The organism is Vibrio sp. M60_M70 (assembly GCF_037162085.1).
In the GTDB taxonomy this organism is placed as follows: Bacteria; Pseudomonadota; Gammaproteobacteria; order Enterobacterales; family Vibrionaceae; genus Vibrio; species Vibrio diabolicus.
Genome location: NZ_JARLUL010000001.1, coordinates 561560 through 585352 on the forward strand (window position 1 = coordinate 561560; position 23793 = coordinate 585352).

The following is a 23793-nucleotide window of genomic DNA, read 5'->3' on the forward strand; positions in this document are numbered from 1 at the left end:
GTAAGTATCCTACAATTTTGTCACTTCAGAATGCAATGAAAAAGTCGACGTTGTGACCCAATTTTTTCGTTTAATTATGCATTTTTAGTTTAACATTTACGCAACATGAACGTTTTTTATCTGTATTTATGCAGGTTTATTGATTTTGAGCCGTATGATGTTTGTTTGAATTGACTAGTATTGTGTGTTTTTTCTTGCAGGGATGTAATTTATTTACACAGATCGTAGTGAGATTGATTACGGTTCATTGTTGGTGAGAATTTATGCAGTTACATGAGTTGGTCAATTCAATCGGCCAAGACCTTCAGCGTCGATACGGTGAAAAAGTCCATAAACTAACGTTGCACGGTGGATTTAGTTGCCCTAATCGAGATGGCACTATTGGTCGGGGAGGATGTACTTTTTGTAATGTGGCTTCGTTTGCGGATGAAGAAGTACAGATAAAGAGTATTCACGATCAGTTGAAAGATCGTGCGGGCGAAATTCATCGAGCGAAGAAGTATCTCGCTTATTTTCAGGCTTACACAAGTACTTATGCGGAAGTGCAAGTGCTGAAAAATATGTATGAAGAAGCACTAAAAGCGGCTGATATTGTGGGATTGTGTGTCGGGACTCGTCCAGATTGCGTGCCTGATGCCGTATTAGATTTACTGTCTGACTATGTAAAGCAAGGTTATGAAATTTGGCTAGAGTTAGGGCTTCAAACCGCTAATAACGACACCCTTAAGCGCATCAATCGCGGTCATGATTTCGAATGTTATGCCGAGATCACCAAGCGTGCGCGTGCGCTAGGTATTAAAGTCTGTACTCATTTAATTGTTGGATTACCGAAAGAAAGCCGCGACGATAACATTGAGACGCTGCAAAAAGTGTTAGCCGTGGGCACGGATGGCATCAAGTTACATGGTCTTCATATCGTGGAAGGCAGCACCATGGCGAAAGCGTGGCGTGCAGGACGATTAGAGGCGCCAGAGCTAGAAGAATATGTCGCAATTGCCAGTGAGATGATTCGTATGACGCCACCGGACGTGATTTACCATCGCGTTTCATCAGCAGCTCGTAGACCTACCTTATTATCGCCACTGTGGTGTGAAAATCGCTGGCTGGCGATGACTGAAATTGGTCGAGCCCTCAGTGAACATGGTGCTCAAGGAAGCCTAACGGGAAACGCTTTTATCTATACTAAACCGGAATTAATAGCAGATCGCTCAATAAATAACTGATATATTTTAACCAGTTTTCTTTAAAGGTTTAAACGATGGATCAGTTACTCAATTGGCTTTGGGATGGTCAAGGCGGTTATGGCTATGTCGTCTTGTTATTAATTGCTAGCGTGTGCGCGTTAGCACTGATCTATTTGCACTTTCAAACATCACTTAAGCAACTCGTAACGGATTCACCCTATCCAGTCATAGTGCTGGATAGTGGCTATGCTCAGATCTTGTTATCTAACCAAGCTGCGATGCAGTTATTAGGTATTCGCTCTTTAGGTACGGGATATTTGTATCCCGCTTTATTCGATATTCGTGAGCTTGAGTCGTTTCTCGACAGTGTCTCTAGTCGTCATTTTAGCCAGCAGGTATTTGATTGGCGCTTATCTGAAAGCGAATCTATCAAGGTGGAGTTGTCAGGAAGAAAGAGTTTGCTGCGCAATCACCGTGTTTGGATCATCTACGCGCAGCCATATCAAGCCACTCATCAAGAGCAGCAACAAGAGCTTGCGCAATTAACGATTGCTCGTTCGGCACTAGACTCACTCTCTGAGTTAATTTGTACCCAAGATCGCCAAGGGAATTTATTAACGACGAACCGAGCATTTGATCAATTTTGGGAAGGGCGAAGGGAAGAAGCCTGCGCATCAAAGGCTTCCATGGGTGAGGCTAGCAGAAAGAGTGAGCGCAAGTGGACGACGGATCCACAAGGTCGCAGTTGCTTATTGGAAGTGAATCAAAATTCCCTTGTGTCACCGAGTGGTGAGCTGATCGGTACATTATCCATTAGTCATGATGTGACCGAGTGGCACAAAATGCAGCAGAACCTGAGAGATGAAATGGAGCGCCGTAAAGATACAGAAGTTGCGTTGGCGCAAAGGGATACTATCTTACAAACTATTCTTGACGCTAGCCCTGACTCTATCGGTATCTTCAATGAGAATATGGTCTATCAAGCGTGTAATAAACCGTTCGTTAATGCATTAGGAATTTCAGACGTGTCTGATTTGATTGGTAAGCGCCTTCAAGATGTCATTCCTGAAGAGATGTACGCTCGCTTAGCCGCTAGTGATTTAGATGCATTGCGCCAGTCAGAACCTGTCCGATACATAGATAAAGTCGTTAGCAGTGATGGCAAAAGTACGTGGTTTGATGTGGTGAAATCGCCCTTTAAAGATAAAGCTTCAGGAACGAATGGTGTGTTGATCATGGCGCGTGATATTTCTGAACGTTACCTTGCCGAACAAAAGTTGGAGAGAGCTAATTTAGAGTTAGAAAAGTTGAGCTTTATGGATAGCTTAACTCAGGTATCGAACCGACGCCGCTTCGATGAACAACTGCAGGTACTATGGTACCACCATGCCCGCGAAAAGCTGCCGCTCACTATCATGTTGTGTGACATCGACTTTTTCAAAGATTACAACGACTGTTACGGCCATCAGCAAGGTGATGAAGCATTGGTCAGTGTTGCTACCGTATTCACAAAAGTCATCAATCGCTCTTCGGATTGTGTTGCGCGTTATGGTGGTGAGGAGTTTGGTTTTATCCTGCCGAATACCACAACGGAAGGCGCGAGCAATGTAGCGCAGCGTATTCATGAACAAATTCGACAACTCGATATGGAGCACGACAGCTCAGAAGCTTCGGAACGTCTCACGGTCAGTATCGGTCTTGTCTCTTATATTCCTCAACATGGTGATGAACCGGAAATGGGTATTGCCATGGCTGACAGTGCGCTATACCAAGCCAAAGCGGATGGACGTAATCGCACCTGTATTCACCCCAGTTCTTGCTAACGCTTTGTGACCGCTTGCTCTAAGTTGATAGCTGATTGTTTAAATCGCCGTATTAAACACGTTAAACTTACCGAAGCCTGTGCGTTCGTTGGTTAACTTATCTTTTTATCTTGTTTAGCAAGCGCAGTTCGCACTACGTATTTTTCACTAATCACACAGACCTAAATTGCGTTAGGCCGAATATGTCTGCTCGTTTTTTATCATTGAAGGGCAACATCTAGCCAGCACCATGGAGTAGTTAATGAAACCCATGAAAAATCTCGCCCAGTATTATGTCGACTTGCTAGTCAAACTGGGGATTGTTCGTTTCTCGATTTTGCTGGCCCTTGCGCTGGTGGCATTAGCCGTTGTGGTGCAGGTGGGGATTACTTTAGCTCTCAAGGGGCGAGTCGACGATATCGACATTGTCCGTTCGGTGTTTTTTGGTCTCTTGATTACACCTTGGGCGGTTTATTTTCTTTCTGTTGTTGTTGATCAGCTAGAAGAGTCTCGCCAGCGTTTAACCAAGTTGGTGTCCAAACTGAAAGACATGCGCTCGCGAGACCAAGAACTGAATTATCAATTGCAACAAAACATCGAAAAGCTCAACCAAGAAATTGAAGAGCGCATTAAAGCAGAAGAAGCTCGTGAAGAGGCGATGCAAGATCTCGAAAACGAGGTGTTCCAACGAGAGCGTACTCAGTTAGAGCTTGCGGAACGCACTGCACTACTGCGTTCATTTATTGATGCCTCGCCAGACTTAATTTACTACCGCAATGCCGATGGTGTGTTCTCCGGTTGTAACCGGGCAATGGAAGAGCTAACGGGCAAAAAAGAGCACCAGTTAGTCGGATTAAGCCCTTGGGATGTTTATAGCAAAGAAATCGCTGAGCACATCGTTGATACTGACCAAAAGGTCTTCGCCGATAATCAAGCCATCACTTACGAGCAGTGGCTAGAGTATCCTGATGGACGCAAGCACTACTTTGAACTGCGTAAAGTGCCGTTTTACAGCAAAGATGGTCGTCACCTTGGATTGGTAGGTTTTGGCCGTGATATCACTGAACGTAAACGTCATGAAGAGTCATTAGAGAAAGCAAGCCGTGATAAAACTACTTTCATCTCAACCATCAGTCATGAACTGCGAACGCCACTAAATGGCATTGTGGGCTTAAGTCGCATGCTTCTCGATAGTCCGTTGACAGAAGAGCAGCGCAAACACATGCAGACCATCAATGTGAGTGCGATTACGCTAGGTAACATCTTCAACGATATTATCGATATGGATAAGTTTGATCGCCGCAAGCTAGAACTATTACCTGCGCCACTTAACTTCGAAGACTTCGTCGCTGAGATTGAAAGCATCTCTGCTTTGATGGCGGAGCAAAAAGGGCTGCGTTTTGACTTAGAACGTTTGAGTGATTTACCAAAAGCAATTGAAGTGGATGCGACCCGTTTGCGTCAGGTAATTTGGAACTTGGTCAGCAACGCAATGAAGTTTACCAAAGAAGGTGGCGTTGTGATGACGGTGAGCGCGGATGTCGAAGACGATTTTGCGACCATTATTATGGAGGTGGAAGACACGGGTATTGGCATACCAGAAGACGAGCTCGATAAAATCTTCGCCATGTATTACCAAGTGAAATCAGGTAAAGACAACCTACATGCTGTCGGGACTGGTATAGGCTTGGCGGTGTCAAAACAGCTGATCAATATGATGGATGGTGACATTACTGTCGCTAGTGAAGAGGGTTTTGGTAGTACTTTTACCGTATCGATTCACGTTCCTATAGTGGAACTCGAAGAACCTGTCATTGATGCAAAACGCGACAATATGCATCTCAACATCTTTATGGTCGAAGACATTGAGCTTAACGTTACCGTGGCCAAATCGTTGCTTGAGAGCTTAGGGCACTCCGTTACCGTGGCGATGACGGGACAAGAAGCGCTCGTGAACTTTGTGCCAGAAAAATATGACTTGGCGTTGTTGGATATTCAGCTGCCTGATATGACGGGGTTTGATGTCGCAAATTATTATCGCGAGCATTATAACAATCTGCCTCCATTGGTCGCCCTAACAGCTAATGTGATGAAAGATCGTCGTGAATATTTAGATAACGGTATGGATGATGCCATCAGCAAACCGCTTGCTGTGAACGCCATTCAGTCTGTAATTGATAAATTCTTCGCGCATCAGGTAGAGCTGCAAGAGCAACCTGAGAGCATTCCAGAAACAGTGGAAGAGCCGACGCCTTCTCCTGTGATTGAGACACACTTGCTCGATATGGATATGTTAGAGTCTTACGTCGACATTGTTGGTGCCAAGCCGGTCTACGACAGCATAAAAATGTTTGAAGACATGATGCCAGACTATATTGATGTCTTAGACTCAAACATGACGGCAAAAGATCAAGATGGGATTGTTTCTGAAGCGCATAAAATTAAAGGTGCTGCAGGTTCGATTGGCCTCAAACGTATCCAAAGTGTGGCGCAGAAAGCGCAATCTCCCGATATGCCAGCATGGTGGGAAAACATTTCAGACTGGGTTGAAGAGATCAAAAATGAATACCAAAACGATATTCAAGTCCTCAAAAGTTGGTTGGAACAAAGGAAATAACATGAAAAAAATCGCACCGTTGGCGTTGGTTATAGCATTGATGGCAGGTTGCAGTTCCGTTCCAAGTGTGAACTGGCAACAAAACAGTCAGATTACGATTAACCAGGTGAATGTCGAGCTCAAAAGTAACTTATGGGTGAACCTGATGCCGACCGTTGGGGAAGTGCAAGAACAAAGCATTCAAGGATCACTTTACCTTGAAGGAGACCAGTTACTCCCAGCCAACCTGACTGCCGAAGCGCTTATCATCAAGCAAGGGGAAAAAGAGTGGTGGGTGGATGAAGACTCTTTAGAAACTCGAACTCATAGTGAGAGCCAATGGGAAGTTGCCTTCACGTCTCAGGTAGACGCGGACACAGAAAAATCGGTTGATATCGCGGTACTTTTAGACGACGCAGGTAAACAGCGCTGGTTGGTGGAAAAGTACGTGAAGATTAACAAGGTTTATTAGATTCAGTGATTGTCCGCTAATTGCTAAACCCAAAATAAAAGGGCTTGCTCAATGAGCAAGCCCTTTGCGTATTAGCGATTCAATTAGTCTTCTAGATCGCCACAGAAGCGGTAACCTTCGCCGTGGATAGTCGCGATGATTTCAGGAGTACCTGAAACAGACTCAAAGTGTTTACGAATACGACGAATCGTTACGTCTACAGTACGGTCATGCGGCTTAAGTTCACGGCCAGTCATCTTCTTAAGAAGATCGGCACGAGTTTGAATCTTACCTGGGTTTTCACAGAAGTGAAGTAGAGCTCGGAACTCAGAGCGAGGGAGCTTGTAGCTATCACCAGCAGGGCTTACTAGAGAGCGGCTGTTGATGTCCAGTACCCAACCATTGAATTCATACTTTTCTACTGAGCGTTTCTCTTCTTGCACCGCGTTAGAGCTCATTGAGCGGCTAAGTAGGTTGCGAGCACGAATAGTCAGTTCACGTGGGTTGAATGGTTTAGTGATGTAGTCATCTGCACCAATCTCAAGACCTAGGATCTTGTCCACTTCATTGTCACGGCCTGTCAGGAACATTAAAGCAATGTTCGCTTGTTCGCGTAGTTCACGCGCTAACAGAAGGCCATTCTTGCCTGGAAGATTAATGTCCATAATAACCAAGTTGACTGAGTTGTCAGACAACACTTGGTGCATCTCTTCACCGTCACTGGCTTCAAAAACAGCGTATCCCTCTGCTTCAAAAATACTCTTAAGAGTGTTACGAGTTACTTGCTCATCTTCAACGATAAGAATCTGCGGGGTTTGCATTGGCGGTACCTAAATTTGTGACAAAATTGTGCTAATAGAATAAATTCTAGGCAAAAATATAACATACAGGTAATGTGATTTTGATAATAAATCAAGTTGATCAAAAAAACACTTCTTTCAGTTATCCGCCCTCCATGGAATTTTGCCAACTCACCAGTATCCAATGGCGACGTTTATTCTAAAGGGCTTGTTTACCTTTCATTTCCTGCTTTCTGTGGGGCCTGAAACGTAAACACCCTAAGATATGGAGCGGATTTTATATTGTTAACAGCATGCTAACAATGCTCAAATGTTAATTCCATTCAGTTTGTTGATTTATATCAATTGATGAAATGTAACTGTTATTAATCGTTTAAGACTTATGATAGAAAAAAGTAATACGAACATAGACGCATCGTTATGGAATGCTTATTCAGAATCTTTTTTCAGATTCGAGGCCGAGTGGTGCGTTTCAAACTACGCTGTGATAACCGCTTGGAACCCATACAGTAATTTGCGGTCCAAAGAAGAGAACTGCATAAGCAATCAAGCATTAGAAACACTGCTACAGCACGTTAATTACGCGCCTATCACAGTAGGTGACAGCTCTTTTACATGGTATGAGGAAAGCTTTGCCGTCGAGTTATCACCAGAGGCGGCGGTCGCATTGGCGAATGACTTTCAACAAAACGCGATTTACTACGTCATTGATGATCAACTTTACCTTATTGCGTGCTCACAGCCGAAAGTGTTGCATAAGTTAGGCTCCCTTAAGCCTCGACTCGTATAGGAAAGGATACTACTCACTGAAGCACTGCTTGGGTGAGAAAATTCACGGAGGAAATATGAGAGACATTACACCCGATATTTGTGACCAATTTGAAGACCAAGTTACCCTGCTTACTTTGCCACTGCAGAACTTTGGTCAACGCACCGCTTTTTACGGAGAAATTGTCACAGTGCGTTGCTATCACGACAACTCAAAAGTACGTGAAGTACTGGGCGAAGATGGGACGGGGAAAGTATTGATTGTTGACGGACATGGTTCGTGTCAGAAAGCATTGCTTGGCGATCAATTAGCAATACTCGGAATAGAAAATGGGTGGGAAGGCATTATTGTCTATGGTGCAATACGCGACGTAGCACAAATATCTCAGATGGACATTGGTGTGCAAGCACTTGGTACCAATCCGTTTAAGACAGAGAAGCGAGGTATGGGAGAGGTCAATGTGACCTTAACGATGCAAAACCAAATCGTGCAGCCGAAGCATTATGTGTACGCTGATTGGAATGGTGTGTTGATTTCAAAGCAAAAATTAGATTTCTAAAAACGAAAGCCTAAACCTACCTCAATACCTTGTTGCCAATCTTGGTAATCAAGAGTCGCGTGAAGATCCAGTTTATCGGTGATTTTTACGCGACTTGAGACTTCAGCTGCGAGGCTGCTGTCTTCTTGGCGGATACCTTCCGCAGTCTCATTCTTGTAAGAGCGAACCGTACTTTTTAGTGTGACACGATCATTGAAGTGATAGCTGATCCCACTCAAAAAACCGCTTTGGTTTTGGGTTGGAGAGTTGTTGACTCGTGCACCGACGTAAACGTCTACTGAGTCAAAGAGTTCGTACGCATAACCCGTGTCGATATTCCAAACATCGAAACTGTCAGATTGATAGCTGTCGCTGGAAATAAATAGTTTATGAGGAGAGGGGGATGTTTTGCCTGGAAGAGGCGGAAGCTCGTTTGCTAGACAAACGCCAGGCACAAAAAACAGCAACAGAAAAAGCCCTCTTTTCATGCTCACCACTCCTTGTGTCAACTTTTTTATTAGTATGTGCCCAAAGCTTCTCACTATTAAAGCATAGAATATGAAAGCTAGCTCACCTATTTTCTAAATAATTCGATCCTGTGAACATAGGTCACAGTTAAGTTGTTGTTAAGTGTCAACAACTCCCTTTCATAATTTGATCTTACGCTTTATGACGAAGATCAGACTAGTTATGGAGTAAAAAGTGAGGCTGATGACGATGGGATGAGCCCCCTACAAAAATTAGCGACAGATTTCCTAACGAGCAATAACATCCAATTAGCTTTAAATATCAATAAGATTGCTTAGCAGAAATCGCTGTAAGACTGAAAAACAAACAATTTTTTGTTGACTATGAATCGGAAACTCGGTAAACGTAGAGTTAAGCAAACACAATTAACGTTGAATATTTATTTATGCCATCTAACAGCCTAGTAGTAATGACCACGACCATTATTATTACCGACACGACACATGTTGGGGCAGGCTGCTGAGCGAAAGAAATTCACAAAAAAGGCCTGTATCCAACAAGATACAGGCCTTTTTTTATGCTTTTTTATCCAGAATTTAGACAAGTTTGAGAAGATATACCGGAGGAAGGGATGCGAGTATTGAAGTTTGGCGGTTCATCACTAGCTGATGCAGATCGCTTTTTAAGAGCGGCAGACATCATTGCCAATAACGCTCAACAAGAAGAAGTGGCGGTTGTTCTTTCAGCCCCAGGTAAAACAACAAATAAGTTGGTTGCGGTCATTGAAGGCGCGTTGCGCAATGGTGAAGCAGAGCTGCAAATCAAAGAGTTGGATGAATCGTTTAAAACGCTATTCACTCAAATCCAAGCAGTACTACCCAATATTGATGGCTCAGCTTTCGATAACCAAGTGAAAACCTCGCTATCTCAATTACGTCAATTTGTTCACGGCATCAATCTATTAGGTATGTGCCCAAACAACGTAAATGCGCGCATTATTAGTAAAGGTGAGCGTGTTTCCATTCAGTTGATGAAAGCTGTCTTGGAGGCGAAAGGACAACAAGCGAGCTTGATCGATCCTGTCGAGTATCTGTATGCCCAAGGTGATCATCTTGAAGCTATGGTTGATGTGGATATTTCAACGCAAAACTTCCGTCAAAAACCCCTTCCTCAGGGTCATGTGAACATTATGCCGGGCTTTACAGCTGGCAACGAAAAAGGAGAGCTTGTCACGCTTGGTCGTAATGGCTCTGACTACTCGGCAGCGGTTCTTGCAGCTTGCTTACGTGCAGACTGTTGTGAAATCTGGACCGACGTTGATGGTGTATACAACTGTGACCCACGTTTAGTCGAAGATGCTCGCCTACTTAAATCACTAAGCTACCAAGAAGCGATGGAGCTTTCTTATTTTGGTGCTTCCGTTCTGCACCCGAAAACCATCGCCCCTATTGCTCAATTCCACATTCCATGTCTGATCAAAAATAGCTTTAACCCTCAAGGTGCAGGTACTCTTATCGGCCAAGATACTGGTGAAGATAATCTTGCGATCAAAGGTATTACAACACTTAACGACCTAACCATGGTTAACGTATCAGGCCCTGGTATGAAAGGCATGGTAGGCATGGCGAGTCGTGTATTCGGTGCGATGTCGTCTGCTGGTGTATCTATTGTTCTGATCACTCAGTCTTCTTCTGAATACAGCATCAGCTTCTGTATTGAGGCTGAAGATAAAGCGAAAGCGCAGCAAGTGCTGGCAGATGCGTTCGAGCTAGAACTGAAAGATGGCTTACTAGAACCGGTCGAGTTTATTGATAATGTTTCAATCATTACGCTTGTTGGTGACGGTATGCGCACATCGCGTGGTGTGGCTTCTCGCTTCTTCTCTTCTCTTGCTGAAGTGAACGTGAATATCGTGGCGATAGCACAAGGCTCATCAGAACGTGCGATTTCTGCCGTTATTCCAGAAGACAAAATTTCTGAGGCGATCAAAGCGTGTCACGAAAACCTATTCAACTCGAAACACTTCCTCGATGTGTTCGTTGTTGGTGTTGGTGGTGTGGGTGGCGAGCTGGTGGATCAGATCGAGCGCCAACAAGTCAAACTGGCTGAGAAAGGCATTGTGATTCGAGTTTGTGGCTTAGCAAACAGCAAAGGTCTGTTGCTTGATAGCGAAGGCTTACCGCTCGAGCACTGGCGTGATCGTATGTCAGCAGCCACAGAAGAATTCAGCCTAGCGCGTCTGATTTCTTTGGTACAACGCAATCATATTATCAACCCTGTATTGGTTGATTGTACTTCCAGTGAAGACATTGCTAAACAATACGCCGACTTCCTAGCGGCAGGTTTTCATGTTGTAACACCAAACAAAAAAGCAAACACAGCAAGCATGGCGTACTACCATCAGCTTCGCGATGTGGCTCGTAGCTCCCGTCGTAAATTGATGTATGAAACAACCGTAGGTGCAGGCCTACCGGTTATTGAAAACCTGCAAAACCTAATTTCTGCAGGCGATGAACTGGAGCGTTTCAGCGGTATTCTTTCCGGTTCTCTTTCTTATATTTTCGGTAAGTTAGATGAAGGAATGAGCTTAAGTGAAGCGACGAATATCGCAAAAGAAAATGGCTTTACTGAACCAGATCCTCGTGATGATCTGTCTGGTATGGATGTCGCGCGTAAGTTGTTGATCCTAGCTCGTGAAGCGGGCATGTCACTAGAGCTTGAAGATGTTGTTGTTGACCAAGCGCTACCGCCAGGTTTTGATGATTCAGGCAGTGTTGATGAGTTTATGGCGCGTCTCCCAGAAGCGGACGCCTACTTCAAAGAGTTATCAGCTAAAGCAGCAAAAGAAGGCAAAGTACTGCGTTACGTTGGTGAAATTAACGAGGGCAAGTGCACAGTAAGCATTGCTGCGGTGGATGAAAACGATCCGATGTATAAAATCAAAGACGGTGAAAACGCACTGGCATTTTACAGCCGTTACTACCAGCCAATCCCACTTGTGTTGCGTGGCTATGGCGCAGGTACTGAGGTAACGGCTGCGGGTGTATTCTCTGACGTGATGCGTACTTTAGGTTGGAAACTAGGGGTATAACAAGAATGAGTTCAAGTGATATGGATGTAGTGGTTTATGCCCCAGCATCAATTGGTAATGTAAGTGTTGGTTTTGATGTATTGGGGGCGGCGGTGTCCCCAGTGGATGGGACCTTGCTAGGTGACAGAGTGCAAGTTAAGGCAGGGACTGAGCCGTTCAGTCTGAAAACTGCGGGTAATTTTGTCTCTAAGTTGCCTACAGAGCCAAAAGAAAACATCGTTTACGATTGTTGGCTGGTGTTTTCTCGCGAGCTAGATAAAAAAGGTGTTGAGCTAAAACCACTTGAAATGACGCTAGAAAAGAACATGCCAATAGGCTCAGGTTTAGGCTCAAGTGCATGTTCTATCGTGGCGGCGCTGGATGCCTTAAACCGATTCCATGGTCAACCGCTGAATGAGACTGAGCTGCTAGCACTGATGGGGGAAATGGAAGGCAAAATCTCTGGTGGTATTCACTACGATAACGTCGCGCCGTGTTACCTTGGTGGTGTCCAGTTGATGCTTGAAGAGCTTGGTATCATCAGTCAAGAAGTGCCTTGTTTTGATGATTGGTACTGGGTCATGGCGTATCCGGGAATCAAAGTATCAACAGCAGAAGCGCGTGAGATCCTACCATCTCAATACCGCCGACAAGATATCATCGCTCATGGTCGTCACCTTGCGGGCTTTATTCATGCGTGTCATTCTGGTCAGCCAGAGCTAGCTGCAAAAATGATCAAAGACGTGATCGCAGAACCGTATCGTGAGAAACTGCTTCCGGGCTTTGAGAATGCACGTCAATACGCTGCATCAGCAGGTGCGTTAGCAACCGGTATTTCTGGCAGTGGTCCAACACTGTTCAGTATTTGCAAAGAGAAAGATGTCGCTGAGCGAGTTGCTCGCTGGTTAGAACAGAACTACGTACAAAACGAAGAAGGATTCGTCCACGTTTGTCGTCTAGATAAGCAGGGTTCGAAAGTAACAGGAAGTGAGCTATGAAGCTTTACAATATAAAAGAAAATGATGAACAAGTTTCCTTTGGCCAAGCCGTTCGCCAAGGGTTAGGCCGTAACCAAGGTCTATTTTTCCCATCGGAATTACCAAAGTTTGAAGACGTTGATGCGTTACTGGCAGAAGACTTTGTTTCTCGTAGCACTAAGATTTTATCAGCGTTTATCGGTGATGAGCTGGCGGAAGAGCAAGTCAACGCGCTTGTGGACGCAGCGTTCCAATTCCCTGCGCCAATCAATCAAGTCAAAGACGGTGTTTACGCGTTAGAGCTTTTCCATGGTCCAACGCTGGCATTTAAAGATTTTGGCGGTCGCTTTATGGCGCAATCTCTTGCGGCGGTATCGGACGGTGGCAAGATCACCATTCTGACTGCGACTTCTGGCGATACTGGCGCAGCCGTTGCGCACGCTTTCTATGGTATGGAAGACATCAACGTTGTGATTCTTTACCCGAAAGGCAAGATTAGCCCACTGCAAGAGAAGCTATTCTGTACGCTAGGCAAGAACATTCACACTGTCGCGATCGATGGCGACTTCGATGCGTGTCAGGCACTGGTTAAGCAAGCTTTCGATGATTCCGCACTGCGTGAAGAGATCGGCCTGAACTCTGCAAACTCAATCAACATCAGCCGTTTGATGGCGCAAATCTGTTACTACTTTGAAGCAGCCGCGCAAATGAGTAAGGAAGAGCGTGAAAACCTAGTAGTGTCTGTACCAAGTGGTAACTTCGGTAACCTGACGGCAGGTCTACTGGCAAAAGCGCTGGGTCTGCCGATCAAACGCTTCATTGCTGCAACGAACGCCAATGACACCGTGCCACGCTACTTAGAAACAGGTAAGTGGGAGCCAAAACCAACGGTTGCAACGACATCGAACGCAATGGATGTAAGTCAACCGAACAACTGGCCGCGTATTGAAGAGCTCTGCCGAGTGAAAGAGTGGGGCCTAGAGACACTAGGTAAAGGCGCGGTTTCAGATGAGCAAAGCGCACAATCTGTGAAAGACTTGTACTCATTGGGCTACCTATGTGAACCGCACGGTGCGATTGCTTACCGCGTTCTTGAAGAGCAACTGCAAGAAGGTGAAACCGGTCTGTTCCTATGTACTGCTCACCCAGCGAAGTTCAAAGAAGTGGTGGATGATATTCTAGAATCAGACATCGACCTTCCTGCGCCACTAGCGAAGCACGCGGCGATGGAGTTGCTATCGGAAGATCTCGACGCAGACTTTGAAGCATTGAAACAAGTACTGCGCCGCGTACAGTAATTATTAAAATGATGAACGACGAAAGGTGAATGAGCAATCATTCGCCTTTTTTATTGTCGGTAAGTTTTGACTCTCTTTATGATTGAGAAACGAACTTAACTAAATGAGATGGAAAGAAAAGCATGCATTTTTTGATTTTCCTTGGCTCAGTGAGAGACAGCACGCCACCACGACCAGCCCGTTTAGGAATGCGAGTCAGTAGAGCGTGTGAAAAACTCATCGTGAGTCAGTATTCGCAACATACCGTCGAAATCATTGATCCATTGAACTACGACTTTGACGACGTGTTTAAGCCTGAGTTTGCTTACCATCGCGCTAAAGTGCCAGCCCACTTGAGAGAACTGGCAGACAAAATTAAAAGTGCCGATGGGTACGTGATGGTCAGTCCGGAATACAACCATTCGATGAGTCCTGCTTTGGCTAATATGCTTAATCATTTTGGTAGTTCGCTGTTTTCTTATAAGCCAAGTGCTATCGTGACCTACTCTGCTGGACAATGGGGTGGTGTTAGAGCTGCCGTTTCTATGCGTATCTTCTTATCTGAACTTGGATGTTTACCTGTCTCGGCGATGATTCACATTCCGAAAGCGCAAGAAGTGTTTGACGAACAGGGTGTCGTTGCGGATGAATTGCAGCAGACGCAGTGGGACAGCTATATGAATCGCACCATACATCAACTCATTTGGTGGTCTGAAGGCGCTTCACAACAAAGAGAAAGGCTTGACCCAACCTCATTGGCTGAAGTGTTTAAGAAGGATCCGTCACAGAGAAATGCTCCGTAAAGGAACAGAACGGTTAGATACTAGGAAAACAAAAAAGCTTGGCCATTGAGACCAAGCTTTTTAAATGTGAGTAAGTCGATTTTATTGAGATTATAGCGTCTCAGTAAAAGTACGAGCGATGACATCACGTTGTTGCTCTGGAGTTAGCGAGTTGAAACGTACTGCGTAACCAGAAACACGGATTGTTAGCTGTGGGTATTTCTCTGGGTGTGCAACTGCATCTTCTAGTGTTTCGCGTTTAAGCACGTTCACGTTTAGGTGTTGACCGCCTTCGATGCGAGGAGCTGTTTCGATTGCTACTTCACGGCTTTCGTATTCACCTAGATCGCTGATTTCGATAACTTGGTCTGCTTCGTAGCCAGCAGTTGCAGCAACACAACGAGCTTCATTTTTTTCGCTATCTAATAGCCAGATAGAGTTTAGTAGGTCGTCGTTTGCCGCTTTTGTAATTTGGATACCTTGGATCATCACTATCTCCTAGACCACTTACGTGGTGATTATTGGTGTTAATTTTCGAATTTTCGTTGAGCTGAGTATTATATAGCTAATATCCACTATTTTAATATTGATTTAAGTCAAAAAACAACCAAAAACATTATTTTTATTAAGGTAATTTTGTTGAGTTAAATCAATAAAACCTTTGAAAACAAACTAATTACAATTTATTTGATAATATAAAAAATATTTAATAGCTCATTTTGTTGTAAATTTACTACAAGTTGAGCTTAAAGTTTAAACTGATTAACGCAACTATCTGTATTTAGGTAGCAATACTGAAAGTCTAAAGTGATTAAATGACAAACATGAAAAACAAGCTTGGGAATAAACTCATTGGTGCACATGTCTCTGCTGCTGGTGGGGTCGATCAAGCGCCGTTGAGAGCTCGCGAAATTGGGGCGAATGCGTTCGCACTATTTACAAAAAACCAACGCCAGTGGGTGGCGAAGCCTTTAGAAGCAAAAACCATCAGTGCGTTTAAAGCGAACTGTAAAATGCTGGGTTTCGGCGCAGAACATATTCTTCCCCATGACTCTTATCTAATTAACTTAGGTGCACCAGAAGCGGATAAGTTGGATAAGTCACGCGCTGCATTCATCGATGAGATGGAGCGTTGTAATCAATTGGGTTTAACGTTGCTGAACTTTCACCCTGGGAGCCACTTAAAGAAAGTCTCGGAACAGGAGTGCTTAGCGACGATCGCAGAGTCGATCAATCTTGCGCACAAAGCGGTGCCGAATGTGATCGCGGTAATCGAGAATACGGCTGGTCAGGGTACAAACCTAGGTTGGAAGTTTGAGCATCTTGCTGAAATCATCGATCAAGTGGAAGACAAAGAACGTGTTGGTGTATGTCTCGATACTTGCCACACGTTTACCGCCGGTTACGATCTGCGTACTAAAGAGGATTGTGAGCATACCTTTGCTGAATTCGACCGTATTGTTGGGATGCACTATTTAAGAGCAATGCATCTAAATGATTCAAAAGTTGAGTTTGCCAGCAAAGTGGATCGCCACCACTCATTAGGCAAAGGAGAGATCGGGTGGGATTGCTTTGAGTACATCGCTAAAGACCCTCGATTTGATGGTATCCCTCTGATTTTAGAAACAATTGATCCGGACATCTGGCAGCAAGAAATCAACGCACTGCGTCAGTTTCATCTAGCGGCGATAGATAACCAATGATGTGATCACAGAGTTGGCACCTTTCTTTCTTAGCCACTTAAGTCAATTTGAATTAAGAAAGAAGGATGCCACTATGTCTCGACCACTCTCTTTTGCTTCTTACGCATATAGCCGCCGCGTGCTTCGTTTGCCGATGCCTAATCGTCACATTACCGGACAGGGGCATTTTCGAACGCCACAGAAGCATTAGTCTTTTATTACTGTTCTCAAGTTCGTGGTAAGTTTTTGTTTGTTTGGGTTTCGCTCGTTAGAATAGAAGCAAAATTTAGGACAGGAACTTTCCATGAATCAGTCACCCACTTGGCACGATGTGATCGGCGAAGAGAAAAAACAGAGCTACTTTGTAGACACTTTGAATTTTGTAGAAGCAGAACGCGCCGCAGGCAAAGCGATTTTCCCGCCAGCGAAAGGTGTCTTTAATGCGTTTCGTTTTACCGAGTTTAACGATGTTAAAGTAGTGATTCTGGGGCAGGACCCATACCATGGTCCAAATCAGGCGCATGGTTTGTGCTTTTCCGTTCTTCCTGGAATCAAAACGCCACCGTCACTCGTTAATATGTATAAAGAGTTGGCTCAAGATATTGAAGGGTTCCAAATCCCTCAGCATGGATTCTTACAAAGCTGGGCAGAGCAAGGTGTATTGTTGCTCAATACAGTATTGACGGTTGAGCAAGGTAAAGCGCATTCACATTCAAAAACGGGGTGGGAAACGTTCACTGACCGAGTGATTGAAGCGATAAACCAGCATCAGGAAGGCGTGGTGTTTTTATTGTGGGGCTCTCACGCTCAGAAGAAAGGGCGCTTTATTGATCGCAATAAACATTATGTGTTAGCCGCACCACATCCATCACCACTCTCAGCACACCGAGGCTTTTTTGGTTGTAAGCATTTCTCTCAAGCAAACCAGTTACTTGCCTCGCAAGGAAAAGCACCAATCAACTGGCATTTGCCATTAACTGTATAAAAGAAGAGACAGCGATAATGCTACCATTATCGCTGTTTTTTTGAGCACGCTCGAGGCTGATGGCAAATTTCTCATGTACACTTATTAAAAGTAGGTGTTAAGGAGAGACGCTATGATGATCGAAAGAATTCGACGCGAACACGGTTATATGGTTCGTCTGTTGGCGATACTGCGCCATAAACTTAATGAGATAAAAGAAGAACGTGCGATCAACTACGCATTAGTAAGCGAGATAGTTGATTACCTCTCTAATCATTCAGAAAAAGTTCACCATCCGAAAGAAGATATTCTCTATCACCACTTTCTTGAGCACTATGGTAAGCAACAGACCATGGAAAACTTAGAGAAAGAACACCAAGAGTTAGCAAGTAAAACCAAAGAGTTTGCTTCCTTGATAGAGATGATCCTGCAGGATGCAGTTGTGCCTCAAGACATGTTTGTGGCCCACCTAGAGGACTTCATTGAATCACAAAGACGCCACTTGGAGTTAGAGGAACGAAAAATCCTGCCTCTCATTGAGGAGCTATTCACTACCGAAGATTGGCAGCATGTTGAAAGCTTATGGAGCGTCAGCGAAGATGACCCAGTTTTTGGTGACACTATTGCCGATCGTTATAAACAGTTAGCTGAACGTGTGCGTCAAAGTGATGCTGAGTATGTTTAAGTGTGTGCGGTAAAACCTGAGTGAGCGAAAGTATCACTCGGGTTTGTTAGCTGCATTTCTTATTTATTGAGAATTGGACGTAAATTTATCGTTTGCGCTTCTCGACCCAAAGACGGGAAAATTCCTATTGAGTAATAACGGTACTCATACTCAAATCCTGGTGCTTAAACTCAAGTCGTTTACCGTTACTGTAAACAAAAACAAAAGGCACCCTTAAGGTGCCTTTTGTTTGAATTAGAGTTTAATGTCTTCCAAGTTGTAGTCGGTACAGGCATCAAGTTCGCGTAGCTCTTTAAGCAAATTGCGCCTGTCGTTCATCTCTTCTATTTCACGCCACTTTCGCTTTACTGGTTTGGCACGAGATTTGGTTGTTGAGGTAGTATCCAGATTAAAAATGTCATCTAGTTGAAAGCCTTCCATAAGCCACCTTTACCTTTCTTAAGCTAAACTGTTGTAACCAGTCCTTGTGGAGTTTTTTAAGTACCACAATAGCCGTGAGAATAACCATGATATATTTCGCATTTGTGTCGGTAGCATGACATTTTCGTGCAAAAATATTCTCAAAATCACACTTTTCATTGCAATGTGATGGCTAAAAAATGCACAAACGATCTCAAGAAAACGATTAAATAGAGAGATTTTCAATGTTAATTCGATTTGGCGAGTGGGGGGACAGTGCAAAGGTCAAAGTTGCATAAAACCAGTTTGATGAAATAGTGTTCAATTAGATGGTAAGGCACTAGAGCAAATTTATGTAACACCTTGTGAATACTAGCTTGGTCTTAATTATATGGGTCTCCGTTCTGTTTGGTGGGCGATAATTATTTATGTTGGCATTTGGTAATTGAAATGTTGCGGCTTATGGGTGTTAAGTCTTCCATTTATGTTATTTTTTGGTGACTTTATAGTGAAAAATAACAATGTTATTATCATGATTGCATATTGATTTTTGCGCTCCTAGGTTGCATTATCCGCCCGTCAAAAAATACGCTGGTACGTAAAATGGATGCATGAAGCGACGTTTACGATTCTAGATTGCCCATAAACATTACTTAAAAAGCTAAGCACACTTTGACACTTAGCAGGCAATTTGGTGGATGGCTTGGACGCATAGACCGGCGCAACTCACTTTGAGGTACACATGACAGACTTAATCAATTTGATGAACGATCTCCTTTGGGGTTCGATTCTGGTTTATCTTCTTGTTGGTGTTGGTATTTACTTCACCGTTCGATTAGGGTTCATTCAGTTCCGCCATTTCGGCCACATGTTCTCTGTTCTTAAGAACAGTCGTAAAGCAGACAAAGCTGGTATTTCTTCTTTCCAAGCGCTTTGTACTAGTCTTGCTGCACGTGTTGGTACAGGTAACATGGCGGGCGTTGCAGTTGCATTGACTGCAGGTGGTCCTGGCGCGATCTTCTGGATGTGGCTGATCGCAATGCTTGGTATGGCAACGTCGTTTGCAGAGAGTACTCTGGCGCAGCTATACAAAACCAAAGATGATGATGGCAACTACCGTGGTGGTCCTGCCTACTACATGGAAAAAGGCCTGGGCATGCGTTGGATGGGCGTATTGTTCTCAGTTTTCCTAATCATCGCTTTTGGTTTGGTATTCAACGCCGTACAAGCTAACTCAATTGCAAATGCAATGAGCACCGCATTTGGTTGGAGTGACCTGTACGTTGGTATCGCGGTTGTAGCACTGTCTGCGATTGTAATTTTCGGTGGTATCAAGCGTATCGCAAAAGTCGCAGAGATGATCGTTCCGATCATGGCGCTGCTTTACTTGGCTCTAGCACTGTTCATCATGTTCTCTAATCTAGAGAAGCTACCTGATGTATTAATGCTTATCTTTAAGAGTGCATTTGGTCTGCAAGAAGCGGCGGCTGGTGGTCTTGGCTACGCGATTGCACAGGCAATGATTAACGGTATTAAACGCGGTCTATTCTCGAACGAAGCGGGTATGGGTTCTGCGCCAAACGCGGCGGCTTCAGCAACGCCTTACCCACCACACCCTGCATCTCAAGGTTATGTTCAGATGCTAGGTGTATTTATGGATACGATCGTTATCTGTTCAGCGACAGTGGCTATCATCCTGATGTCAGGTGAGTATGTCGGTCAAGCAACAGAAGTGACGGGTATCGAGCTAACTCAGCGTGCATTGAGCTCGCAAGTTGGTGATTGGGGTGGCATCTTTGTTGCCGTGGCAATCTTCTTCTTTGCATTTACATCAATCATCGCGAATTACTCGTACGCTGAAACGAACCTAATCTTCCTAGAGCACAACCATAAGGCGGGCCTAAGCATTTTCCGCGTTGTTGTTCTTGGTATGGTGATGTTTGGTGCACTTGCTTCGCTCCCAGTCGTATGGTCACTTGCTGATGTTTCGATGGGGCTGATGGCGATAGTCAACTTGGTGGCAATCATCTTGCTATCTGGCATCGTGATTAAGCTAGCAAAAGATTACAACCGCCAACTTGGTGAAGGTAAAGTACCAACGTTTGATGCGAATGACTTCCCTGAGCTGAAATCTCAGCTTGAAGAAGGCATTTGGTACAACGATAAAAAAGACTAAGTGAGCTATCACTCATAGTTGAAAGCTATTAGTACGATGTAAAAAGCCATGCAGACAATGCATGGCTTTTTTTGTACCCTATTAAAAAACAAAATTAGAGAAGGGAAAGTCATGCTTATCGTAGTTTCTCCAGCGAAGACTCTTGATTACGAGTCTCCGTTAGCGACAGAAAAATTTACTCAACCTGAGTTGGTCGAATACTCAAAAGAGCTTATCGATGTTTGCCGCAAACTGACTCCTGCTGATGTTGCCTCTTTAATGAAAGTGAGCGACAAGATTGCCGATTTGAATGTCGGGCGATTTCAAGAGTGGAGTGAAACGTTTACCACAGAAAACTCACGACAAGCCATTCTTGCATTTAAAGGTGACGTTTACACAGGGCTAGACGCCGAAAGTTTATCTGAAGCGGACTTCGAATATGCTCAAGATCATCTGCGTATGCTATCGGGTCTTTATGGTTTACTAAAACCACTTGATTTGATGCAGCCATACCGTCTTGAAATGGGTACCAAGCTTGCAAACGACAAAGGTACGAACTTGTACCAGTTTTGGGGCAATGTTATTACGGATAAGCTTAACGAAGCGATTTCTGCTCAAGGTGATAATGTGCTTATCAACCTTGCATCAAATGAATACTTTAAAGCGGTGAAGCCAAAGAATTTAGATGCGCAAGTGATCACGCCAGTATTCAAAGATTGTAAGAATGGCCAATACAAGGTCATCAGCTTCTACGCGAAGAAAGCGCGCGGCATGATGGCGCGTTACATCATCGAAAACCGTATTGAGAGTGTGGCAGACCTGACTAAGTTTGATACGGCGGGTTACTACTTTGTTGAAGATGAATCGACACCAACAGAGTTAGTATTTAAACGCGAAGAGCAAAACTAAAACTGATTGAGACGTAGTCTACGTTAATCTCAATAAACACAAACGAAAAAGGGTTGGCAGTGCCAACCCTTTGTTATGTTTTAGCTTAGGCTATTTCGCCCCAACAAGATTACTTCTTCTTAGCGGTTTTCTTTTTCGCTGGCTTCTTCTTGTCTTCTTTTTTCTTTTTCTTCTTAAACACAGGTTTTTTGTGTTTCGGACGCATCTCTTTTACGAAACGCTCTTTGATGTCTTCTTTCACGTAACGTGCAACGCGATCCATCATTGGTTGGTCGTGTGCTTCTACGATTGAGATAGCATTACCTTTCTTACCCGCACGAGCCGTACGGCCAATACGGTGAAGGTAGACATCAGCCGTGCGTGGCATGTCGTAGTTAATAACGTGTGACACATCCGGAAGGTCGATACCACGCGCAGCAACGTCCGTTGCGAGCAGCACGTTTACAGTACCATCGCGGAAGCGAGAAATCGCATTGTTACGACGATCTTGAGGCATTTCACCTTGAATCCAAGAACATGGAATCTGTGCGCTCTCAAGCTGCGCTCGTAGCTCTGCCAAACGCTCACGGGTCTTCAAGAAGACGATGGTGCGTTCTGCTTGTTGAGTAATAATGTGTTTTAGTAATTCAAGTTTGTGTTCAGCATCATCAGCACGGTGGTACCACTGAGCAATCTTCTTACGCTCACGCAGTGGCGATTTTGCATCGATCTCTGCTGGGTCATTCAACAGATCAGCGGTAAAGCCCTCTACGCCTTTACCTTCTAAAGTTGCTGAGAACAGAAGGGTTTGTTTACGCCAGCGGCACTCGTTAGATAAACGATCGACAGTAGGAGCAAAACCCATGTCTAGCATACGGTCTGCTTCATCCAGAATTAACCATTCAATCGCACGGCAATCAAAACGCTCTGCATCAATGTATTCTTTTAAACGGCCAGGCGTTGCAACCACAATGTCTTGTGTTGTCGCAAGGATATCGGCGTGCTCTTGGTATTGAACACCACCTGTGATGGTGAAAATGTTCAGTTTAGTGTTTTTTGCCAAAGCTCGTGCTTGATCGGCAATTTGCATCGCCAATTCGCGCGTCGGCGTTAGGATCAAAATACGCGCAGGTCCAGGCTTGCGACGAGGGAAGTCTTGCAAGTATTGCAATGCTGGCAGAACGAAGGCTGCCGTTTTACCAGTACCTGTTGGCGCTGACGCTAGAATGTCACGACCATCCAACGCTTGTGGAATCGCTTCTGCCTGAATTTTTGTTGGGCGTTCATAACCCATCTCTTCAATGGCTTCAAGTAGGTTTTGGTCTAGATCAAGTTCAGCAAAGGTTCTGATCACAATGAGTTCTCCACAAGCAAAGCTTGGTTAATGGTTCGCCACAACAGCATAGAATACAAAAAGGTCGCACATTATAAAGTGATTGGTGATAAGGATCACATGTTATTTCACATCTTAAGATAAAACTCGCGGGTTAATTGGACGAAATCGTCACTGTAACCGTCATGCGAATGAATTATTAAATGTGATTCTTGAGTATCGCAAGGCTGCTTCGCCAGTTCAAATAACAGTCGATGTACTGGTTTCTTTTCTGATGGTTGCACACGACAGATCCTCGATAGATACCAACCTTGGTGTAATGCTAGCTCAATGAACTGCTCGCCTTCGGTGATTGGCAACGCAAAACTAGCCCTCCCTTCGTCATCAAGCAAATGATAGCAACGCTGTAGCAATACGTTATGGCCTAGTGTATCAGTATGCCTCGCGGTTGCACGTTGGCTGTGTTTCGATTGTTCGCCGCTGTTGAAGTAGGGCGGGTTACAAACGATGCGTTGGAATGGATGCGTCGGCGTAAAGTCTAGTATGTCGGAATGATGCACACTCACACGATCTGACCAAGGCGACTGAACTACATTTTTTTGCGCAGCTTCAATGGCTGTTAATTCAATATCGACCGCGGTTATTTGAGCTTCTGTAAAGCGTTGGGCACACATCAGGGCAAGCAACCCGGTGCCAGTGCCAATATCGAGAATTTGAGCGTTGTTCGGGCTTTGAATCCAAGCACCAAGCATTACCCCATCAGTGCTGACGGGCATACCACTCTCGCCGCCCTCAATACAAAATTTCTTAAAATTGAAGCCTTTAGTTTTCAGTTTTTTGCTCTTCATGATTGTTTTATGTTTGCTCAATAATTAAGTGAATTTCTCTATTGTTTCTTAATTGTATAGATTGTTGTTTTGTTGGTTATTAAATTGTATTGTTAATTGATCGAGATAAAGAACTGGTCTGTTAT

At 44.3% G+C, this 23793-nt stretch carries 22 protein-coding genes and 1 other annotated feature; of the genes, 16 read left to right on the top strand and 6 right to left on the bottom strand.

Annotated elements, in window-relative coordinates; all coding sequences use genetic code 11:
• Positions 1–263: 263 nt before the first annotated feature.
• The 4 genes from P4S59_RS02670 to P4S59_RS02685 all read left to right on the top strand — a co-directional run bounded on the left by P4S59_RS02670 (position 264) and on the right by P4S59_RS02685 (position 6054).
• Entirely contained in the window at positions 264–1223 is a 960-nt protein-coding gene (locus tag P4S59_RS02670) for a TIGR01212 family radical SAM protein (protein ID WP_337167953.1), read from the top strand.
• A 35-nt stretch (positions 1224–1258) separates the two neighbouring features.
• A complete protein-coding gene (locus P4S59_RS02675; protein ID WP_337167954.1) occupies positions 1259–3007 on the top strand; it encodes a sensor domain-containing diguanylate cyclase in 1749 nt (582 codons plus the stop codon).
• 241 nt (positions 3008–3248) lie between these two features.
• Entirely contained in the window at positions 3249–5603 is a 2355-nt protein-coding gene (gene arcB / locus P4S59_RS02680) for an aerobic respiration two-component sensor histidine kinase ArcB (RefSeq protein ID WP_048626645.1), read from the top strand.
• Between the two features lies 1 nt (position 5604).
• Positions 5605–6054 (top strand): hypothetical protein, encoded by a 450-nt coding sequence (locus P4S59_RS02685; RefSeq protein WP_006742686.1) that lies wholly within the window; start codon positions 5605–5607, stop codon positions 6052–6054.
• Positions 6055–6137: 83 nt separating this feature from the next.
• Here P4S59_RS02685 and arcA read toward each other — a convergent pair whose 3' ends face one another.
• On the bottom strand, positions 6138–6854 hold the full coding sequence (arcA, locus tag P4S59_RS02690; RefSeq protein ID WP_005381824.1) for a two-component system response regulator ArcA: 717 nt from the start codon (positions 6852–6854) through the stop codon (positions 6138–6140).
• Positions 6855–7215: 361 nt separating this feature from the next.
• Between arcA and P4S59_RS02695 the strand changes: the two genes are divergently transcribed.
• Both P4S59_RS02695 and P4S59_RS02700 read left to right on the top strand, forming a co-directional pair.
• On the top strand, positions 7216–7623 hold the full coding sequence (locus P4S59_RS02695; protein WP_031780532.1) for a DUF3293 domain-containing protein: 408 nt from the start codon (positions 7216–7218) through the stop codon (positions 7621–7623).
• Positions 7624–7678: 55 nt separating this feature from the next.
• Positions 7679–8161 carry a putative 4-hydroxy-4-methyl-2-oxoglutarate aldolase gene (locus P4S59_RS02700; protein ID WP_005396309.1) on the top strand — a complete coding sequence of 161 codons (483 nt, stop codon included), beginning with the start codon at positions 7679–7681 and terminating at the stop codon, positions 8159–8161.
• Here the strand turns inward: P4S59_RS02700 and P4S59_RS02705 are convergent.
• Positions 8158–8628, bottom strand: a complete 471-nt coding sequence (locus P4S59_RS02705) for a ribonuclease regulator (RefSeq protein WP_065645163.1) — start codon at positions 8626–8628, stop codon at positions 8158–8160. The genes P4S59_RS02700 and P4S59_RS02705 overlap by 4 nt on opposite strands.
• Before the next feature lie 425 nt (positions 8629–9053).
• Between P4S59_RS02705 and thrL the strand changes: the two genes are divergently transcribed.
• The 5 genes from thrL to P4S59_RS02730 all read left to right on the top strand — a co-directional run bounded on the left by thrL (position 9054) and on the right by P4S59_RS02730 (position 14735).
• Positions 9054–9131, top strand: a complete 78-nt coding sequence (gene thrL, locus P4S59_RS02710) for a thr operon leader peptide (RefSeq protein ID WP_074192076.1) — start codon at positions 9054–9056, stop codon at positions 9129–9131.
• Positions 9067–9186: a sequence feature (Thr leader region), on the top strand. (Overlaps the previous gene by 65 nt.)
• Before the next feature lie 53 nt (positions 9187–9239).
• Complete coding sequence (gene thrA, locus P4S59_RS02715) at positions 9240–11699, top strand: bifunctional aspartate kinase/homoserine dehydrogenase I (RefSeq protein WP_065645164.1); 2460 nt, start codon at positions 9240–9242, stop codon at positions 11697–11699.
• 20 nt (positions 11700–11719) lie between these two features.
• Complete coding sequence (thrB, locus tag P4S59_RS02720) at positions 11720–12676, top strand: homoserine kinase (protein ID WP_337168632.1); 957 nt, start codon at positions 11720–11722, stop codon at positions 12674–12676.
• Positions 12673–13953 carry a threonine synthase gene (gene thrC / locus P4S59_RS02725; RefSeq protein WP_053809747.1) on the top strand — a complete coding sequence of 427 codons (1281 nt, stop codon included), beginning with the start codon at positions 12673–12675 and terminating at the stop codon, positions 13951–13953. Before thrB ends, thrC begins: the two co-directional genes overlap by 4 nt.
• A gap of 122 nt (positions 13954–14075) precedes the next feature.
• Positions 14076–14735 carry an NADPH-dependent FMN reductase gene (locus P4S59_RS02730; protein WP_337167955.1) on the top strand — a complete coding sequence of 220 codons (660 nt, stop codon included), beginning with the start codon at positions 14076–14078 and terminating at the stop codon, positions 14733–14735.
• A gap of 90 nt (positions 14736–14825) precedes the next feature.
• Here P4S59_RS02730 and grcA read toward each other — a convergent pair whose 3' ends face one another.
• Positions 14826–15203 (bottom strand): autonomous glycyl radical cofactor GrcA, encoded by a 378-nt coding sequence (gene grcA, locus P4S59_RS02735; protein ID WP_262628742.1) that lies wholly within the window; start codon positions 15201–15203, stop codon positions 14826–14828.
• A 326-nt stretch (positions 15204–15529) separates the two neighbouring features.
• Between grcA and nfo the strand changes: the two genes are divergently transcribed.
• The 3 genes from nfo to P4S59_RS02750 all read left to right on the top strand — a co-directional run bounded on the left by nfo (position 15530) and on the right by P4S59_RS02750 (position 18045).
• Positions 15530–16417, top strand: a complete 888-nt coding sequence (gene nfo, locus P4S59_RS02740) for a deoxyribonuclease IV (RefSeq protein WP_046873969.1) — start codon at positions 15530–15532, stop codon at positions 16415–16417.
• Positions 16418–16700: 283 nt separating this feature from the next.
• A complete protein-coding gene (gene ung / locus P4S59_RS02745; RefSeq protein WP_337167956.1) occupies positions 16701–17381 on the top strand; it encodes a uracil-DNA glycosylase in 681 nt (226 codons plus the stop codon).
• 112 nt (positions 17382–17493) lie between these two features.
• A complete protein-coding gene (locus tag P4S59_RS02750) occupies positions 17494–18045 on the top strand; it encodes a hemerythrin domain-containing protein (RefSeq protein WP_005396296.1) in 552 nt (183 codons plus the stop codon).
• Positions 18046–18279: 234 nt separating this feature from the next.
• Here P4S59_RS02750 and P4S59_RS02755 read toward each other — a convergent pair whose 3' ends face one another.
• Positions 18280–18465 carry a DUF3545 family protein gene (locus P4S59_RS02755; protein ID WP_005396294.1) on the bottom strand — a complete coding sequence of 62 codons (186 nt, stop codon included), beginning with the start codon at positions 18463–18465 and terminating at the stop codon, positions 18280–18282.
• Positions 18466–19186: 721 nt separating this feature from the next.
• On the opposite strand from P4S59_RS02755, the gene P4S59_RS02760 reads away from it, so the two are divergent.
• Together P4S59_RS02760 and yaaA are read left to right on the top strand one after the other, a co-directional pair.
• Positions 19187–20620, top strand: coding sequence for an alanine/glycine:cation symporter family protein (locus P4S59_RS02760; protein WP_012842138.1), 1434 nt, complete (start codon positions 19187–19189; stop codon positions 20618–20620).
• A 111-nt stretch (positions 20621–20731) separates the two neighbouring features.
• The gene (gene yaaA, locus P4S59_RS02765) at positions 20732–21508 is read left to right on the top strand and encodes a peroxide stress protein YaaA (protein WP_005396292.1); all 777 of its coding nucleotides are present in this window, start codon (positions 20732–20734) and stop codon (positions 21506–21508) included.
• Between the two features lie 109 nt (positions 21509–21617).
• Here yaaA and srmB read toward each other — a convergent pair whose 3' ends face one another.
• Together srmB and P4S59_RS02775 are read right to left on the bottom strand one after the other, a co-directional pair.
• Positions 21618–22841 (bottom strand): ATP-dependent RNA helicase SrmB, encoded by a 1224-nt coding sequence (srmB, locus tag P4S59_RS02770; RefSeq protein WP_005396291.1) that lies wholly within the window; start codon positions 22839–22841, stop codon positions 21618–21620.
• A gap of 107 nt (positions 22842–22948) precedes the next feature.
• Positions 22949–23668 (bottom strand): tRNA1(Val) (adenine(37)-N6)-methyltransferase, encoded by a 720-nt coding sequence (locus tag P4S59_RS02775; RefSeq protein ID WP_337167957.1) that lies wholly within the window; start codon positions 23666–23668, stop codon positions 22949–22951.
• Positions 23669–23793 lie beyond the last annotated feature (125 nt).